The 16,031-nt window shown below is 52.5% G+C and carries 16 protein-coding genes; 13 read left to right on the forward strand and 3 right to left on the reverse strand.

Annotation, left to right across the window (positions count from 1 at the left end; all coding sequences use genetic code 11):
* The 9 genes from TPRIMZ1_RS0107465 to purD form a co-directional block, all read left to right on the forward strand.
* The coding region (locus TPRIMZ1_RS0107465) for an AIR carboxylase family protein (protein ID WP_010257201.1) at positions 1–215 on the forward strand (215 nt) is incomplete at its 5' end.
* A complete protein-coding gene (gene purC, locus TPRIMZ1_RS0107470) occupies positions 212–925 on the forward strand; it encodes a phosphoribosylaminoimidazolesuccinocarboxamide synthase (protein ID WP_010257204.1) in 714 nt (237 codons plus the stop codon). The genes TPRIMZ1_RS0107465 and purC, both read left to right, overlap by 4 nt.
* Positions 900–2,342, forward strand: coding sequence for an amidophosphoribosyltransferase (gene purF / locus TPRIMZ1_RS0107475; protein WP_010257208.1), 1,443 nt, complete (start codon positions 900–902; stop codon positions 2,340–2,342). Before purC ends, purF begins: the two co-directional genes overlap by 26 nt.
* Before the next feature lie 35 nt (positions 2,343–2,377).
* Positions 2,378–3,463, forward strand: coding sequence for a phosphoribosylformylglycinamidine cyclo-ligase (purM, locus tag TPRIMZ1_RS0107480; RefSeq protein ID WP_010257211.1), 1,086 nt, complete (start codon positions 2,378–2,380; stop codon positions 3,461–3,463).
* 120 nt (positions 3,464–3,583) lie between these two features.
* Complete coding sequence (purN, locus tag TPRIMZ1_RS0107485) at positions 3,584–4,162, forward strand: phosphoribosylglycinamide formyltransferase (protein ID WP_010257215.1); 579 nt, start codon at positions 3,584–3,586, stop codon at positions 4,160–4,162.
* Positions 4,163–4,174: 12 nt separating this feature from the next.
* A complete protein-coding gene (locus TPRIMZ1_RS0107490) occupies positions 4,175–5,329 on the forward strand; it encodes an aldo/keto reductase (protein ID WP_010257218.1) in 1,155 nt (384 codons plus the stop codon).
* 11 nt (positions 5,330–5,340) lie between these two features.
* Positions 5,341–7,002: a bifunctional phosphoribosylaminoimidazolecarboxamide formyltransferase/IMP cyclohydrolase gene (gene purH, locus TPRIMZ1_RS0107495; RefSeq protein WP_026043594.1), complete on the forward strand. Its 1,662-nt coding sequence runs from the start codon at positions 5,341–5,343 to the stop codon at positions 7,000–7,002.
* A 10-nt stretch (positions 7,003–7,012) separates the two neighbouring features.
* Complete coding sequence (gene bioB / locus TPRIMZ1_RS0107500) at positions 7,013–7,987, forward strand: biotin synthase BioB (RefSeq protein WP_010257223.1); 975 nt, start codon at positions 7,013–7,015, stop codon at positions 7,985–7,987.
* 113 nt (positions 7,988–8,100) lie between these two features.
* Positions 8,101–9,435 carry a phosphoribosylamine--glycine ligase gene (gene purD, locus TPRIMZ1_RS0107505; RefSeq protein WP_010257225.1) on the forward strand — a complete coding sequence of 445 codons (1,335 nt, stop codon included), beginning with the start codon at positions 8,101–8,103 and terminating at the stop codon, positions 9,433–9,435.
* 11 nt (positions 9,436–9,446) lie between these two features.
* Here the strand turns inward: purD and TPRIMZ1_RS0107510 are convergent, their stop codons facing one another.
* Positions 9,447–10,079, reverse strand: a complete 633-nt coding sequence (locus TPRIMZ1_RS0107510) for an SAM-dependent methyltransferase (RefSeq protein WP_010257231.1) — start codon at positions 10,077–10,079, stop codon at positions 9,447–9,449.
* 30 nt (positions 10,080–10,109) lie between these two features.
* On the opposite strand from TPRIMZ1_RS0107510, the gene TPRIMZ1_RS18630 reads away from it, so the two are divergent.
* The 3 genes from TPRIMZ1_RS18630 (at position 10,110) to TPRIMZ1_RS0107525 (ending at position 12,921) form a co-directional block, all read left to right on the forward strand.
* Entirely contained in the window at positions 10,110–11,186 is a 1,077-nt protein-coding gene (locus tag TPRIMZ1_RS18630; RefSeq protein ID WP_010257236.1) for a polyprenyl synthetase family protein, read from the forward strand.
* A 9-nt stretch (positions 11,187–11,195) separates the two neighbouring features.
* Positions 11,196–11,870: a bifunctional nuclease family protein gene (locus tag TPRIMZ1_RS0107520; protein WP_010257239.1), complete on the forward strand. Its 675-nt coding sequence runs from the start codon at positions 11,196–11,198 to the stop codon at positions 11,868–11,870.
* 61 nt (positions 11,871–11,931) lie between these two features.
* The gene (locus TPRIMZ1_RS0107525; protein WP_010257240.1) at positions 11,932–12,921 is read left to right on the forward strand and encodes a peptidoglycan DD-metalloendopeptidase family protein; all 990 of its coding nucleotides are present in this window, start codon (positions 11,932–11,934) and stop codon (positions 12,919–12,921) included.
* Between the two features lie 2 nt (positions 12,922–12,923).
* Here the strand turns inward: TPRIMZ1_RS0107525 and TPRIMZ1_RS0107530 are convergent, their stop codons facing one another.
* Positions 12,924–15,080 carry a hypothetical protein gene (locus tag TPRIMZ1_RS0107530; protein ID WP_010257243.1) on the reverse strand — a complete coding sequence of 719 codons (2,157 nt, stop codon included), beginning with the start codon at positions 15,078–15,080 and terminating at the stop codon, positions 12,924–12,926.
* A 126-nt stretch (positions 15,081–15,206) separates the two neighbouring features.
* Between TPRIMZ1_RS0107530 and TPRIMZ1_RS0107535 the strand changes: the two genes are divergently transcribed.
* The gene (locus TPRIMZ1_RS0107535; protein ID WP_010257246.1) at positions 15,207–15,431 is read left to right on the forward strand and encodes a hypothetical protein; all 225 of its coding nucleotides are present in this window, start codon (positions 15,207–15,209) and stop codon (positions 15,429–15,431) included.
* Positions 15,432–15,559: 128 nt separating this feature from the next.
* Here TPRIMZ1_RS0107535 and TPRIMZ1_RS0107540 read toward each other — a convergent pair whose 3' ends face one another.
* A complete protein-coding gene (locus TPRIMZ1_RS0107540; RefSeq protein WP_010257249.1) occupies positions 15,560–15,967 on the reverse strand; it encodes a helix-turn-helix transcriptional regulator in 408 nt (135 codons plus the stop codon).
* Positions 15,968–16,031 lie beyond the last annotated feature (64 nt).

Consider the following 16,031-nt stretch of genomic DNA (forward strand, 5'->3'; position numbering starts at 1 on the left):
TGGACGCCCTGTTTTCCATAGTTCAGATGCCCAAGCCCATCCCGGTGGCTTCCGTTGGGGTAGACAACGCTGCCAACGCCGCATATTTTGCCTGTGAACTTCTTTCTATTAAATATACGGACTTGAAAGAGAAGTTGGCGGCCTTCAGGATCAAAATGAAAGCCGAATTTGCCAGGGACAATTCGTTATCAGCTAACGGAGGAGTGGATCTATGAGTGAGATCAAGCAGGGAGCCCAGCTGTACGAGGGCAAGGCGAAGAAGGTTTACGCAACAGACAGCCAGGATCAGGTTATCATCCATTATAAGGACGATGCTACCGCCTTTAACGGGGAAAAGAAGGGCCAGATCGAGGATAAGGGGGTGATGAACAATAAGATTGCCTCCGGTCTTTTTGAGCTGCTGGAAAAATCCGGCCTTCCCACCCATTTTATCTCCCGCCTTAACGAGCGGGATATGCTCTGCAAAAAGGTTACCATCGTTCCTCTGGAGGTGATAGTCCGGAATGTGGCCGCCGGTTCCATGGCAAAACGCCTGGGCCTTACCGAAGGGGCGGAGCTTAAAACTACGGTGTTTGAGCTTTCCTATAAGGACGATGCCCTGGGAGACCCTCTGATCAACGACTACCACGCGGTGGCCATCGGCGCCTCAACCTTTGAGGAAATCGAAAAAATTAAGGCCCTTACCTTTAAGATCAACGATGTGCTGTCCGCATTTTTTCTAAAGAAGGGGATCAAGCTTATTGACTTCAAACTTGAGTTTGGGAAAACCAATACGGGAGAGCTGGTTCTGGCGGATGAGATTTCCCCGGACACCTGTCGTTTCTGGGACGCCAAGACCAACGAAAAGCTCGACAAGGATAGGTTCCGCCGTGACCTGGGAAACGTGAAGGAAGCGTATATTGAAATCCTCAATAGAATTGGATGAAGACAAACTTCAACATGGAGTTTGTCTTTCGGATGAAGACAAACTCCATGAAGAGTGCGGGGTTTTTGGGGTTTTTCTCAATGATCCGGCACGGGATGCATCTTCCCTGGCCTACTACGGGCTGTTGTCCCTGCAGCACCGGGGGCAGGAAAGCGCCGGTATCGCCGCTGTTCACGAGAAACTGATAGACTGCCGGAAGGGGATGGGCCTGGTGGGGGATGTCTTTAACTCCGACACCATTGCCCAGCTCAAGGGTTCCGCCGCAGTGGGCCATGTGCGTTATTCCACCGCCGGCGGATCCCTCATCGAAAACGCCCAGCCCTTTGTAAGCCGCTTTAAGCTGGGGTCCATCGCGGTGGCCCATAACGGTACCCTTACTAACGCTGATGTGGTCCGGGAACTTCTGGAGGACGCGGGCATTGGGTTTACATCCTCCAGCGACAGCGAGGTTATCGTCAACCTGATCGCCAAAAACTACAAGAAGGGGCTGGAAAAGGCCCTGACCGATACGATCAAATTCATCAAAGGTTCCTACGCCCTGGTGGTTCTTACCGACGACGCTCTGGTGGGCGCCCGTGACCCCAACGGGATCAGGCCGCTGTGCCTGGGGAAGCTCAACGGAGGCTGGGTATTAGCCAGCGAATCCTGCGCTATCGACGCTGTGGGCGGGGAATTTGTCCGGGACATAGAGCCCGGGGAACTTATCATCATCAATAATGAGGATGTCCTCTCCTTCAGCTTTAGTGAGAAAACCCGGCGGGCGGTCTGTTCCTTTGAGTATGTCTACTTTGCCCGGCCTGACAGTATTATTGACAAGATCGATGTTTACGGTTCCCGGATACGGGCGGGGGAAATTCTTGGCCGGGAATCGGCGGTTTCCGCGGATCTGGTTATCGGAGTACCCGACTCGGGGGTTCCCGCTGCTATAGGGTATGGCAGGGCTACCGGGACGCTGTTTGGGTTGGGTATAGTAAAGAGTAAATATGTTGGGCGCACCTTTATTGCGCCGGATCAGATGACGCGGGAAAAGGCAGTTTCGGTAAAGCATAACGTGATCCACCGGGAAGTCCGGGGAAAACGGGTGGTGATCATCGATGACTCCATAGTCCGGGGCACCACCAGCAGACGCCTGGTTTCTATTTTACGGAATGCCGGCGCCAAGGAGGTTCATATCCGTATTTGTTCACCTCCGGTACGGTTCCCCTGTTACTTCGGTATCGACACGCCCCACCGGAAGGATCTTATCAGCAACGGTAATAGTGTTACTGAGCTTTGCAAGTCCCTGGGTGCGGATAGTCTTGCTTTTATTTCCGTGGAGGGGCTTTTGGAGTCCTTGGATGCCGATGAGGACCGATCCTACTGTCTGGGCTGCTTTATTGGGGAATATCCTATCCCGGTTTCGGGAGAAACGGAATAAAAAAGTTTAGTTGAAATCGGAAACGGAGATATTTGATGGATTATAAGCAGGCGGGCGTCGACATCGAGGAAGGTTATCGGGCGGTAGGAAAATACCGGGACCTGGCGGCTTCCACCGCCAACGCATCGGTGCTGAACGGCATAGGCAGTTTTGCGGGGATGCTCTCCATCGGGGATCTGGTTCGCGCCGGAAAAGGCATGGAAGAACCGGTCCTGGTCTCCGGGACCGATGGGGTTGGGACCAAACTGGACATCGCCTTTCGGCTGAAAAAGTACGACACCGTGGGTATTGATTGTGTGGCCATGTGTGTAAACGATGTAATCTGTCATGGCGCTCGGCCCCTTTTTTTCCTGGATTACCTGGCCTGCGGTAAACTGGACGCCGATGTGGCGGCGGATCTGGTTAAGGGCGTATCCGTAGGCTGCCGGGAAACCGGGAGCGTCCTCTTGGGCGGGGAAACTGCGGAGATGCCCGGCTTCTACGACGAGGGAAAGTACGATATTGCGGGATTTTCCGTAGGTATCGTTGATAAGAAAAATATTATTGACGGCAGGAACATTAAGGAAGGGGATATCCTGGTGGGCATAGCCTCATCGGGTCCCCATTCCAACGGTTTCAGTCTGATCCGTAAGGCCCTGCCGGACTTGAATGAAGACTTTGATGGTATGCCCCTGGGGTATGCCCTCCTGGAACCGACCCGGCTCTACGTTAAGCCCATCCTTGCCCTTCTGGAACAGATAGGTATCCGGGGCATGGCCCACATTACCGGCGGGGGCTTCTACGAAAATATCCCCCGTATGTTCGCCGCGCCTGCGGTTCTTGACGCGGTGATAACAACCGGTTCCTGGACTATTCCGCCCATCTTTGCCCGTATTACAGCCGGCGCCGCGGGTCTTGAAGAAAGAGGATTCGCTGCCCGGGAAGCAGGGGTAAAGCTGTTGGAAACAGACGCCGCTTTACGGAAACAGATGTTCAATACCTATAATATGGGTATCGGCTTTGTTCTGGCCCTGACGCCTGAGGATAGCAGAAAAGCTATCGAATTCCTGGATGGCAAGGGCTTTCCCACCTGGGAGATAGGCCGGGTAGAAGCGGGGAATGGGGTAGTGCGTTTTGAGTAAGGATACTGCGAAAAAGCCTCCATCGCCCCTTCTTACGATCCTTGTCCGCCTTGGTGGTTTAATAATTTTTGTTTTAGCGGCGTTCCTGTTTGCACATTTTGCTTTTTCGAGGCGATGATAGTGAATATTTTAGTGCTAGTCTCCGGGGGTGGTACCAACCTTCAGGCGTTGATCGATGCGGAGAAGGCGGGCCGTCTTAGGCCGGGGAGGATCGCCGGAGTTATTTCTGACCAGCAGTCGGTGTATGCCCTGGAACGGGCCAAGGCCGCGGGGATACCTATCTTAGTCGAAAAAGCGGGCAGCGGACTTTCGGACCGGCTTCTTCACGATGCTCGGAAAATGGACGCGGGGCTTATCATTCTTGCGGGGTTTCTTTCCATATTGGAAGGGGAAATTATCAACGGCTATGAGGGACGGATCGTCAATCTTCATCCGAGCCTGCTGCCGAAATTCGGCGGGGCGGGGATGTACGGCGAGCGGGTCCATCGGGCGGTACTGGAGGCTGGGGAAAAAGAGTCGGGCTGCACGGTGCATTTGGTAGACGCCGGTACTGACACAGGGCCTATCCTGCTGCAGCGGAAAGTTCCGGTGCTGCCCACGGATACTGCGGATTCACTGGCTGAGCGGATCCATACGGAAGAGCATATCGCCATTGTCGAGGCTGCGATCCTGATGGCTGAACGGTTAAGCAATAAATAGAGAGGTGTTTGTATGGAAAAGCGTTTTATTAAAAAGAGCGGCGAGGAGCTTTCCCTTTTGGGTTTTGGTTTAATGAGGCTGCCCTTAAAGGCCGGTACCCAGGAGATCGACAAAGCCCAGGCCTTGGACATGGTAGACTATGCCCGGGATAAGGGGATCAATTACTTTGATACCGCTTATATGTACCACGATGGAAACTCCGAATCCTTTGCCGGGGAAGCCCTGTCGCGGTATGACCGGAGCAGTTTTAATCTGGCCACTAAGATGCCCTTGATGTTTGTAAAGGTTGAAGCGGATGTGGAACGGATCTTTCAGGAACAGCTCAAGAAATGCCGTACCGAATATTTTGATTATTACCTGCTTCACAATATCAACAAGGACCATCTTCAGGTTGCCGAGACCTTCAAGATCTATGAGAAACTCAAAGAAAAGCAGAAGCAGGGGCTGATACGCCGCCTGGGTTTTTCTTTCCACGATCAGCCGGAACTGTTAAGGCAGGTGGCGCAGAAATACGATTGGGACTTTGCCCAAATACAGCTTAACTATCTTGACTGGGAACAGCAGAACGCCAAAGAACAGTACAAGATACTCACTAAAAATAATATTCCGGTGAATGTGATGGAGCCTGTCCGGGGCGGAACCCTGGCGGCCCTTTGCGATGAATCGACGCTGATCTTCAAAAACGCTAATCCTAATGTCAGTGTCGCTTCTTGGGCCATACGGTACGCAGCTTCCCTGGATGGAGTTCAGGTTGTTTTGAGCGGTATGTCCAGCATGGAACAGATGAAGGACAATATCAGTACCATGGAAAACTTTAAGCCCCTTAGCATAGAGGAGTATCAGGTGATCGATAAGGCCCTGATAGCCTACAAGACATCCGGGTCTATTCCCTGTACCGGCTGTCGGTACTGCATGGATTGTCCCCAGGGCATCGACATTCCCAAGGCCCTGGCAATTTACAATAACTACCTTTTTAACAAATCAAGGAACCGGCCTAATTATAATTTTAGTTTCGAGATGGAATACCGGGTACTTGGGGAAGAGAAGCAGGCCAATCACTGTGTGCAGTGCGGCGAATGCGCCGAGAAATGTCCCCAGCATATTGATATCCCCCACTGGATGACCCTTATAAATGAAGTACACCAGGCGCAATTACCTAAAAAATAACAGGAGAGATGATGAAGAAGCGGGCCTTAATTAGTGTTTTTGACAAGGACGGGATCCTGGAGCTTGCCTCGTATTTAAGCGGGGCGGGTTGGGAGATTTTATCTACCGGAGGAACCTCAAAGCATCTCCAGGAAAACAATATCCCTGTTACCGATGTATCGGCGGTTACGGGTTTTCCGGAATGCCTTGACGGCAGAGTAAAGACCCTGCACCCGGCGATCCACGCAGGGCTTCTTGCCCGGCGGGATGTGGCCTCCCATATGGAGACCCTGGAAAATCAGGGCCTTTCCACTATCGACTTGGTCTGTGTAAACCTCTATCCGTTTTTTGATAAGGTCCAGGCCGGGCTTTCCCTGGAGGAGACCGTGGAGTTTATCGACATAGGCGGGCCCACCATGCTTCGGTCCGCGTCGAAAAACTATCGGGATGTGATCGTCCTTACTGATCCTGCGGATTATGCTGAAACCATTCGGGGCCTCAAGGCCGGTCATGTTCCTGTGGAATTCCGTATGCGTCTGGCAGGGAAGGTGTTCAACCTTACCTCCGCCTATGACGCCGCTATTTCCCGGTACCTCCTGGGAACCGGAACTGCGGATACGGCGGAGGCCTATCCCAGCTATTGGCCCCAATCTCTGAAAAAATCTCAAGGCCTGCGTTACGGCGAGAACAGCCACCAGTCTGCGGCCTTCTATATCAATACGGATCGTCCCGGCGCTTTGGGCTCCATGGAGCAGCTCCAGGGTAAGGAGTTGAGCTACAACAATATTCGGGACCTGGATCTGGCCTGGAAGGCTGTCTGTGCCTTCGGCCTTTCTGCGGATAACACGCCGCCCCAGGGGGAGGATGATGTGGCCCGGCTTTTACCCGGATATACCCTCAAGGCATTGGGATCTCCGGTGTGCTGCGTGGCGGTTAAGCACAATACTCCCTGCGGAATAAGCCTGGGACGGAATCTGGTGGAAGCCTATGCCAAAACCTTTGCCTGCGATCCGGTTTCCATTTTTGGGGGTATCGTAGCTTCCAATGTGATCATGGATGTCGCCACCGCAGAAAAACTGGGGGAACTTTTCTTAGAAATAGTGGTGGCGCCGGACTTTGAGAGCGGGGCCTTGGAAATTTTCAAAAAGAAAAAGAACCTCCGGGTCATGAGGGCTCGCCGGGCTCCCCGAGAAAATCAGGAATGTGTTTCCGTGGACGGCGGCCTTCTGGTACAGGAATCCAACCGGAAGCTCCTGGAAAAATGGGATGTGGTTACCAAGGCTGCCCCTGAAAGTGCGGATATCCCTGATATGCTTTTTGGCATGCGGGCGGTGAGCTATGTAAAGTCCAACGCCATCGTGGTGGTGAAGGATGCGGCGGCGGTGGGCATAGGGGGCGGTGAGACCAACCGTATCTGGGCGGCGGAGCTTGCCCTGAACCGGAGCGCCCGCACCATTGCTGCGGCTGTTGAAAAAGGCGCGTCCGGCGCTATTAAGGCCGACGGCGCCCCTGCCCGGGTGCTTGCCTCGGACGCCTTCTTCCCCTTCCCGGACGTGGCGGAAGCCGCAGCCGATGCGGGGATACGAACCATCATCCAGGTGGGCGGTTCCCAGAATGACAATCTTTCTATCGAAGCCTGCGATAAGCTGGGGCTTGCCATGGTCTTTACCGGAACCCGGCATTTCAAACACTAATAGAAAAGGTATGCCCGTGGATTTTAAAAAGGATTTTGAAACCAGTCCCCTGTCAAAGGATGAAGCCCTGGACATTCTTGATCTAAATGATGGGGATTTAACAGAGTTGTTGGACGCCGCCTATGCCCTGCGGAAGAAGTACAAGGGTAAGATCGTGGGTGTGCAGCTCCTCACCAACGGACGGAGCGGGAACTGCTCCCAGAACTGCGCCTACTGTGCCCAGTCCCGGGAAGCAAAGTCGGATATCGAAACCTACCGCCTGGTCCCCTACGAAAAACTCTCCCGGGACGGACAGGCGGTTAAGGAAAAGAAGCTGGCCCGGCACTGCATAGGCTTGAGCGGTATCCGTTTCTCCGATTCGGAAATAGATGAATTCGCCGCCCATGTCCGGAACCTGAAAAAAGAAGCGGGAACACATATATGCTGTTCCATCGGTTTTCTTAGCCCCGCCCAGGCGGCGAAACTTAAAGACGCCGGGGTAAACCGGATCAACCATAACCTCAACACCAGCCGGAACTACTATCCCCAAATATGTACCACCCACAGTTATGATGAGCGTCTGGCCAATATCAGGATGCTCCAGGGCTTGGGCTTTGAAATCTGCAGCGGAGGAATAGTCGGCCTGGGGGAAAACAAGACCGATGTGGCGGATATGCTCCTTGAGCTGCGGGCGGTAAATCCCCAGTCGGTGCCCATCAATTTTCTCCTCCCCCTAAAGGGGACGGCTTTGGAAGGAAGCGATACCTCTCATCTCACCCCTGAATACTGTCTGAAGATCCTCTGCCTTGCCCGGCTCATGATGCCAAAATCGGATATACGCTGTGCCGCCGGAAGAGAAGTATATCTGAAGGGCCGGGAACGGGAGATGTTCAAAGCGGTGGATTCGATATTCGCTTCAGGCTACCTTACCGCCGGAGGACAGGGCATTGACGACACCATTAAGATTATCATTGATGCAGGGTTTGAATACCAAGCTCAAAATTAGGAATAACCACGGAGCTCACGGACAAAGACAATAATGTACTAAGTCCGTGTGGTCCGTGGTTGAATTCTAAATTCCTGCTTCCACAGACAGGGACAAAATGGTAAGATAATTTTATGAAGATTTTAGTTATAGGTTCCGGCGGTCGGGAGCACGCCATGGCCTGGAGCTTGGCCCAATCGAAAAATGTGGAAACAGTCTGGGTGGCTCCGGGAAACGGCGGTACTGCAGTGGAAGTTAAGTGTAAAAACACTCCGGCAAGTCTGGGCGACCCTTCGGTGTTGGCCGTAACAGAATCGGGGCAGGATGTCCTGATCGGCTTTGTTCAGCGGGAGGGGATAGCCCTCACCGTGGTTGGTCCCGAGCTTCCTCTGGCTGAAGGTATCGTTGACCGGTTCCGTGCCAAGGGGCTTGCCATAGTGGGTCCCTGCAAAGAGGCTGCCCGGCTTGAGGCGAGTAAGGTTTTCTCCAAATCATTTATGCGTAAATACGGTGTCCGCGCAGCCGGGAGCGAAAATTTTACTAACCTCGCAGAAGCCCTTAGTTATGCGAAAAAGCATTTTGATGGGAAGCAAGCGCCCTTAGTAATAAAGGCCGATGGACTTGCCGCGGGAAAGGGTGTGGTTATTGCTGCGGACCTTGCCGAAGCGGAGTGCTGCCTTGGCTCATTTATGAAGGATGGTTCCTTAGGCGCCGCCGGTTCCTCGGTGGTACTGGAAGAATTTCTTGAGGGCAAGGAAGTTTCGGTTCTGGCAGCGGTGAGCGTACAGCCCGGCGGCAAGGGGGTGATAAGGCCCTTTGTTTCCGCCCGGGATCACAAGCGCCGTTTTGACGGCGGCCAGGGCCCCAATACCGGCGGCATGGGTTCCATCGCCCCAGTACCGGATTTTACCCCCGCCGCACAGAAGGACTTCGAGACCGCCATCCTCCAGCCCACCCTCGGGGGCATGGAAGCCGAGGGTATGGATTACCGGGGCTTTATCTTCTTTGGTCTCATGGTAAAGGATGACCGTTGTTCCCTGCTGGAGTACAATGTACGCCTTGGCGACCCCGAAACCCAGGCGGTACTTCCCCTGGCAGATTTTGACTTTGCCGGTCTCTGTTCATCAATCCTGGATGGAACCCTGGCCGCATTTCCCCTCAACTGGAAGCCCGGTGCGGTCTGCGCTCCCGTGGCGGTGGCCGATGGCTACCCCGGCGCTTACCGCAAGGGGGACCCTATCACCCTGGACGCAGCGGCCCTCGCCAAAACCGGCGCCCGTATCTTTATCGCCGGAGCCCTATTGGATGAAGGCGCGGCCGTACCGGTTCTTCGTAGCTCAGGCGGCCGGGTCCTGGCAGCCTCCGCCTGGGGCGCCGATGCTGATCAGGCCTGGACCAAGGCCTACGAAGCCCTGGGGGCGCTCAGCTTTGCGGGTATGGCTTATAGGAAAGATATAGGGCGAGAGTAGGGCCAGCTCTATTATTTTTTCCCTAGTCCCAGGTAGTAGGTTTCAAAAGATTCGCTGCGGCAAGCTTCGGGTTTGAAGCTTTTGCCGGTTTTAAAAAGTTCCCGTATGCGTTTGAGTATCGAAGCGGTGTCTCCGCCTTGGAACACCTTTACTGCGAGGCTGCCGCCGGCAACCAGAGCGGTTTCGGCATAGCAGAGGACCGCCTCCGCCAGGGCCAGGGAACGGAGGGTGTCCACGGAACGGTTCCCCGTAGTGGCCGGGGCAGCATCGCTCATCACCAGGTTGAATGGGCCCCGGGCGTGGATGGCCTCCCGGATTTCCGCCTCGGTGATATCCCCCTGGATAAAACAAAAGTTCTCCCCATCAAAAAGACCCTTGTCGTACTGCCGGGAAAGGGGGGAAAGGTCTACGGCGGTGAGCAGGCAGCGCTTGTCCTGTTTCTGTTGGAAATACCGCAGGGCATAGAGACTCCAGCTTCCCGGGGCGGCCCCCAGGTCCAGGACCTTTAACGCCGCCGAGCCGGTGGGGGGACGGAACAGCCCGAACTTTTCATCCATCTCCTTCAGCTTGTATACCGAACGGGCGGGGTAACCCTCTTTCTGCGCCTTTAGAGACCAGTGGTCCGGTTTTTCGTAGTTTGCCATGCTTGTCCCTTGGGGGCTTTAATATACAATTTGCCCCGTGTAAAATGGGGCATGGACCCACAGTATACCCATCGTTTAGCAAAAATAGAAGCTGTTTTAAACGCCCAATTACCGGAAACCCCGGATCTTCCCTGGGTAGGCGGTAATTTTCCCGCTCTACCCGGCGCGGTTTCCCCAAGCTTGGTAAAGTCTCTTACCCTTCCGGGCTGGGACCTTATCTCCCGGGGAGGCAAGCGGTGGCGGCCCCTGCTGACTACCCTGATCTGCGAGAGCCTTGGCGGGGGCGATGGGGCGTTGCCACTGGTTCCATTGGTGGAACTGCCCCACAATGCCAGCCTCATCCACGATGATATTGAGGATAGTTCCGATGAGCGCCGGGGAAAGCCTGCGGCGCACATACTCTACGGAACCGATACGGCGATCAATGCCGGCTGCTTTCTGTATTTCCTTCCCCTCACCTGTGTTGAGGCCTGGGATGCGCCGCTTGAACTGAAAAACGCCGTGTACCGTCTTTGGGGGGAGCATATGCGGCGGCTCCACCTGGGGCAGGCCATGGACATTGCCTGGCACCGGGACCATGCCTCTTTGCCAGGTTTGAATGAATACGACCTGATGTGTCGTCTTAAAACCGGTTGTCTGGCCAGATTCGCGGCGATCCTCGGTATTTACGGGGCAGCTGCTTCCGGTGGAATATCCGTGGAGAAGGTTGACGAATGGGCCGGGACACTTGGGGATGCGGCGGAGAAACTAGGGGTGGGTTTCCAGATTTTAGATGATGTTAAGAATCTGACCACCGGTAACCCCGGCAAGAAACGGGGTGACGATATTGTGGAGGGAAAAAAGAGCCTTCCCGTACTGCTCTATCTCCACGGGCAGAAGGACGCCGCCGCATTGGTAAGCCGCTGCTTTCAGGCAGCCAGGGTTTCGGGGATAGGCGCGCCGGAGGTGGAGGAGCTTATCGTTGAGCTGGATCGTTCTGGGGCGCTGGCGGAAGCTAAAGCTCGGGGACTTTCCCTCATTGCCGAAGCCCGGGAGGCCTTTCTCGGTACTTCCAGCGAAGCGTCCTGCGGTGAGCTGCTTGCGGGGTTGATCGATTCGATTAGTTAGGGGGGAGGCATGAAGAGGATGCTGGAAGCTGAAATATGGACCATTGCCCGGATGGATGACGGAACTGCGGTGCTTCTGCGGCCATTAGGCTCCGCTGTCGCGGTCCCAATTTTTATCGGGGAAAGCGAAGCCCAGGCCATACTCCTCGGGTTGGGGGATGTGTCAGACCGAAGGTCTGTAGACCGAAAGTCCGCAGATCTTAAGTCTGCGGTTTCCCGGCCCCTTACCCATGATCTGCTTCTGGAACTTATCAAAAAGGAAGGGCTTACGTTGTACCGGGCGGAGGTTCACGATTTAAGCGATAATATCTTCTATTCTCGGCTGCTCCTTACGGGCAGGGAATTTTCCGAAAAAACTCCACTGATCCTGGATTCCCGCCCTTCCGATGCCCTTGCCTTGGCGGTTCGTTGTAAATGCCCGGTTTTTATTGCCCCAAAGGTGGTGGATCAGGCAGGGTTGCCGGTGGAGTTTTTCCTTGACGCAGTTGGTGATAATACGGGGATTTCTGCCGATACTGATATAAGGAAATTAAATGGTCATGATCCGGATTTGTTCGGTTTTATTGCCCGGCGGGAGACGCTCCAATTGGAATTGAATCGAGCAGTAGCCGCTGAAGAATACGAAAAGGCTGCGGAAATACGGGATGTTCTGGCCTTGTTGGATAAGGAAATACGGGATGAATAAAAGTAACCCCACTTTTTTAATTATTGTAATTGCCTATTATAGAAAAGCCGTGTAAAATACAATGATGGAAAAAATAATCAGACTGGTCATGGTTTTTTCTCTTGTTTATTTTTCCCCCTTCCCTGGTTATTCCCCCGGAATTATGAGGGAGGCTGCCTTTAAAAAACCCCCAAAGTCTAAGATTCTCGATGCCGAAAACGGTATGGGTATGCCCTATATCGAAAATGCCGCACTGACCTTGCCGGAATCTGCGGGCTTATCCCTCAATTCTGATGCGGATGCTTCCCTAGCCGGTATGCCGGAGCCGGAGGCCTATTCAAAACCTCAGATGCTGCTCAGTTTTTCCTATAAGGTTCAGCAGGGTGATACTATCGGGGTGCTTGCGGAAACCTTCGGCCTTAACCAGGATACCCTGTTATCCTTGAACGGTATTAAAAATTCCCGGCTGCTTCAGATAGACCAGATACTTAGAATCCCCAATCAGGACGGTATCCTTTATACCGTAAAAACGGGGGATACCCTCGCTGCGATTGCTGAAAAATACGAGACCAGCCCCGAAACTATTTTAACGGCAAACGAGCTTTTCTCGGAAAACATAAATCCCAAGACCAGCCTGTTTATCCCCGGCGCCCGGCTTTCTCCGACGGATCTCCAGGAAATCAACGGGGACCTTTTCCTCTGGCCTATCCGGGGTTATATTACTTCTCCCTATGGCTACCGGCCCAGTCCCTTTACCCGGGAGCGGCAGTTCCACACCGGTCTTGATATAGGCGCCCCCCAGGGGACTCCTATACGGGCGGGCATGGCGGGCAGAGTTTCCTCCGTCGGTTATGACGCCACCTCCGGTAATTACGTGGTGATTACCCATCATTCCGGATACCGGACCCTTTACGCTCATATGAGCGTTGTCAGAACAAAGACCGGCGCCTATGTCCGTACCGGGGATATTATAGGAGACGTTGGCAGTACCGGTTTAAGTACGGGCCCCCATTTGCATTTTACGGTTTACAAGAACGGTGTTACGGTTAATCCTCGGGCATTGATTAAGTAATCCTAATCGTTAAGTACCGAATCGATAAGATTTTTAAAATTTCGGTCCAGACTTTTTAGGGTTTCTTCATCCGGGTTAAGGATGCTTTCGTTTATATAACTAATCCCATCACGCTCGGCAATAATTTCTTTTTCTTCTTCCAACGCCGTTTCTGCATCTTCGACCACCGGCGTTTCGTCTTCGGCTTGTGCCTCAAGTATTTCAATTTCTTCGTATGACGCCGCAAAAAAAGGCTTGGAGAGCAGGGGTTTTACGAAATCGGTATTCAGTGGTTCCGCTTCGGCTTCCAGGGAATCATCTGGTTCTATCAGCCCTTCCTTTTCAAGGGATTCAAGGTTTTCTGAAGGCTCGGGCTCAAATTCCACTTCGGATAAAGCTGAAAAGATGGCGGTAAAAGGAGATTGAATTTCAAAATCATCGACCATGGATTCTGCGGCTTCTTCTTTTGCCTTTTCAACTTCCTCCGGAACAGGGCTGAATTCAATCTCGCTGGCCAGGCTGCTCATATCCTTATCGGAGGTATCATCGGAGCCCCCTAATTCCGAAGCATCGATCTGCTCGAATTCCGGTATCGCTTCCAGGGGCTCAATTTCTTCCAGTTCTTCCAACTCCGGCTCTACCTCCACCACCGGCTCTTCGATCGCTAATTCTTCTGTCTGTACCGGTTCTTCTCCTTCCAACTCTTCCAGGTATTCCGGTACCTCCAGCGTTTCCAGAGAAACTTCTTCCAGGATCATTTCCGTTGAGGCCGATTCATGTTGTATGTCTTCCATCGCCCCTATTTCATCAATGGCTTCGGCTTCTTCCAGCTCTTCCAGGTCAGGAGTGGAGGGTGGAGTTTGGATAGGTATTCCCGGCATTTCCTCCGCCGGTTTGGATGGCGGGGATATTACGGGGGCCGTGGCGAGGAACCGGTTCAGGATGGTCTTGAGTTTTTCTTCGTCGATGGCGGTTCTTCTTTCTGCCCGGCCACCGATGATCGCAAGGAGATCTTCCCAGGATTTATCAATAAAAACATCAATTTCTGTGGGGTCCTCGGCTTTTATGCCCCGTTTTAATTCGGAATGAACGTCCTCTTTACGCTGCTCAAGCTCTTTTCGCCAGTGGTTCAGGTCAAAATCGCCCTTGTGTTCATAATATTCTTCGATCAGATTGATCTGCAGCCGTTTTAGCCTGTTCTGGATAATCGTCATATTGTCCTGACGGATGTTGAGGAGCAGGAAAATGATGAGATAGACGGTGATGAGGAACGAAGCGAGGAGTATGATCCTCATGGCTAGGGGGAAACTCAGTATGGATTCGTTTACCAGACGTCCTATATAGATACCCTGGGAAGTTTTTTCGGAGATAAGGGCCAGGTTCGTTTCCGTAAGACCGGATTTGAGCCTACCCAGGGAAAGGATATTTTCACTCCAAACCTGGGAGATGAGAGGAATCAGGGTACTTTTCCCCGTAAAGGGAAGGCCCGTAACCATTCCCGGAGGTTCGGAGATGATAGTTACATCCTCCCCAACCTTTATCCGCCCCTCGGTGACCATCTGTTCCATCACGGCCCTTACGGATAGGGAGAAAATAGCGGTTCCCCGGTATACTTCAAAGGAATCGTAGAAGGGATGGGAAAAGAGGATCCGTTCCCCGGCCTCGTCCAGAATCAGCCTTGGGTCTCCCCGATCCGGAACTTCTATCTGCCAATAGGGGATATAGCCGGAACTGCTGTCACTGCGGGTATCATTGTAATTCCGGTACGCAATGGATGTCTGATTCTGGCGCAGGATATCGGGCTGCCAGGTGGAGTAGTGGATACGACTCCCCGCAGCATCGATGAACCGCACCGACTGGAACCCACCCAAGGATTCCAGCAGGGTTCCGTAAATGTTTGCCCGCCGGACGATATCTTCCCCTTCCAGGTTGGAAAGAAAGCTCCGCCGTACCGCATCTTCCTGCAGGGTGGCGGCAAAGCGGATCTGCAATTCCTCTAGAAATTTCTCTATGACTTCGGTATCCTCGGCAATTTCCCGGCTTACGGCCTTGGTTACGGCCGGGTTATAGAACCGGGTTTCCACCAGCTCAAATAAGCCCGTAAACGTCAGGGCTGAAAAACCGGCGAATAAAACGACGGAAATGAGTAAGCTCAGTACGGCCTTCCGAGAAATAACCACTAACAAATCCTGCCAAATTCAGATATATATTCTATTATAGGTGATTTGGGGTGCTTAGTATAGGCTGGGCTTATCCCTTTTTTGTCATCCTAATTCTGTGTTAGAATACTCTTTAAGGAGATACCCATGCCCGAACCAGCTAAAAGAGACCCCAAAGCCCCAAGATTTCTTCAAATTACCATCAAGGACAGCGAGGGTAAAGAGTGGACCACAACTATTGCCCAGCCCAAAGACTTTTCCTCCGGATCGGTCGGCTTTTATGGATCCGAAAAGGCAACCAATCCGGAAAGTGGCGAGCGATATCAGTGCGGGCTGACCTTTACGCTTATTGGGTCAAAGCCGGGGAAATAGAAATGATCGCACGAAAAAAATAATTAAAAATAAATTAATTGCAAAAAGAAGACTTGGATTAAAACAAATTTCAGAAAATATACTGTGGACACATCTTTAAATCTGTGAATATATATTTGCCGCATTTTTTACACTTGCGTAATGCTCTGGACATATTGATTTCTCTGGGTATAATTTTTATTATTATCCATATCCTGAATATCCAAAAGAAGATTTATTTGTTTTAAAATGTACTGCTGATAAGCAGGCGTAAGTTCTTTATAAAGTGCAATTAGCTTGGTGTATTCATTTTCAGGATTATGATCAAACATTTCACCTTCGCCATCACGAAGCCATTTTTCACTAACCGCAAAGGAAGCGCAGATAAGTTTAATAACCCGGTCGTTAACTCTCCGCCTATCAACTTCAATCCCCGCAAGGTATCCGCTGGACAAGGATATAACCTGGGAGAATTTAACTTGAGAAATGTTTAGCACAGCCCGCACTTGGGCTATGCGCCGATTAACTGATAGGGAAGCATCGTTTATAACTTCCATCTGGTACTACCTTTTTGAAAAACATCGCCCCCACACATAACTCCTCTTTCAGGGTGGTAAATTT

The sequence above is a fragment of the Treponema primitia ZAS-1 genome (genome assembly GCF_000297095.1).
Taxonomy (GTDB): domain Bacteria; phylum Spirochaetota; class Spirochaetia; order Treponematales; family Breznakiellaceae; genus Termitinema; species Termitinema primitia_A.

Excerpts from the sequence above, each read along its gene's own strand:
- purC (WP_010257204.1), top strand. The coding sequence starts at position 212 with ATGAGTGAGATCAAGCAGGGAGCCCAGCTGTACGAGGGCAAGGCGAAG.
- purM (WP_010257211.1), top strand. The coding sequence starts at position 2,378 with ATGGATTATAAGCAGGCGGGCGTCGACATCGAGGAAGGTTATCGGGCG.
- TPRIMZ1_RS0107490 (WP_010257218.1), top strand. The coding sequence starts at position 4,175 with ATGGAAAAGCGTTTTATTAAAAAGAGCGGCGAGGAGCTTTCCCTTTTG.
- purH (WP_026043594.1), top strand. The coding sequence starts at position 5,341 with ATGAAGAAGCGGGCCTTAATTAGTGTTTTTGACAAGGACGGGATCCTG.
- bioB (WP_010257223.1), top strand. The coding sequence starts at position 7,013 with ATGCCCGTGGATTTTAAAAAGGATTTTGAAACCAGTCCCCTGTCAAAG.
- purD (WP_010257225.1), top strand. The coding sequence starts at position 8,101 with ATGAAGATTTTAGTTATAGGTTCCGGCGGTCGGGAGCACGCCATGGCC.
- TPRIMZ1_RS0107510 (WP_010257231.1), bottom strand. The coding sequence starts at position 10,079 with ATGGCAAACTACGAAAAACCGGACCACTGGTCTCTAAAGGCGCAGAAA.
- TPRIMZ1_RS0107520 (WP_010257239.1), top strand. The coding sequence starts at position 11,196 with ATGAAGAGGATGCTGGAAGCTGAAATATGGACCATTGCCCGGATGGAT.
- TPRIMZ1_RS0107525 (WP_010257240.1), top strand. The coding sequence starts at position 11,932 with ATGATGGAAAAAATAATCAGACTGGTCATGGTTTTTTCTCTTGTTTAT.
- TPRIMZ1_RS0107535 (WP_010257246.1), top strand. The coding sequence starts at position 15,207 with ATGCCCGAACCAGCTAAAAGAGACCCCAAAGCCCCAAGATTTCTTCAA.
- TPRIMZ1_RS0107540 (WP_010257249.1), bottom strand. The coding sequence starts at position 15,967 with ATGGAAGTTATAAACGATGCTTCCCTATCAGTTAATCGGCGCATAGCC.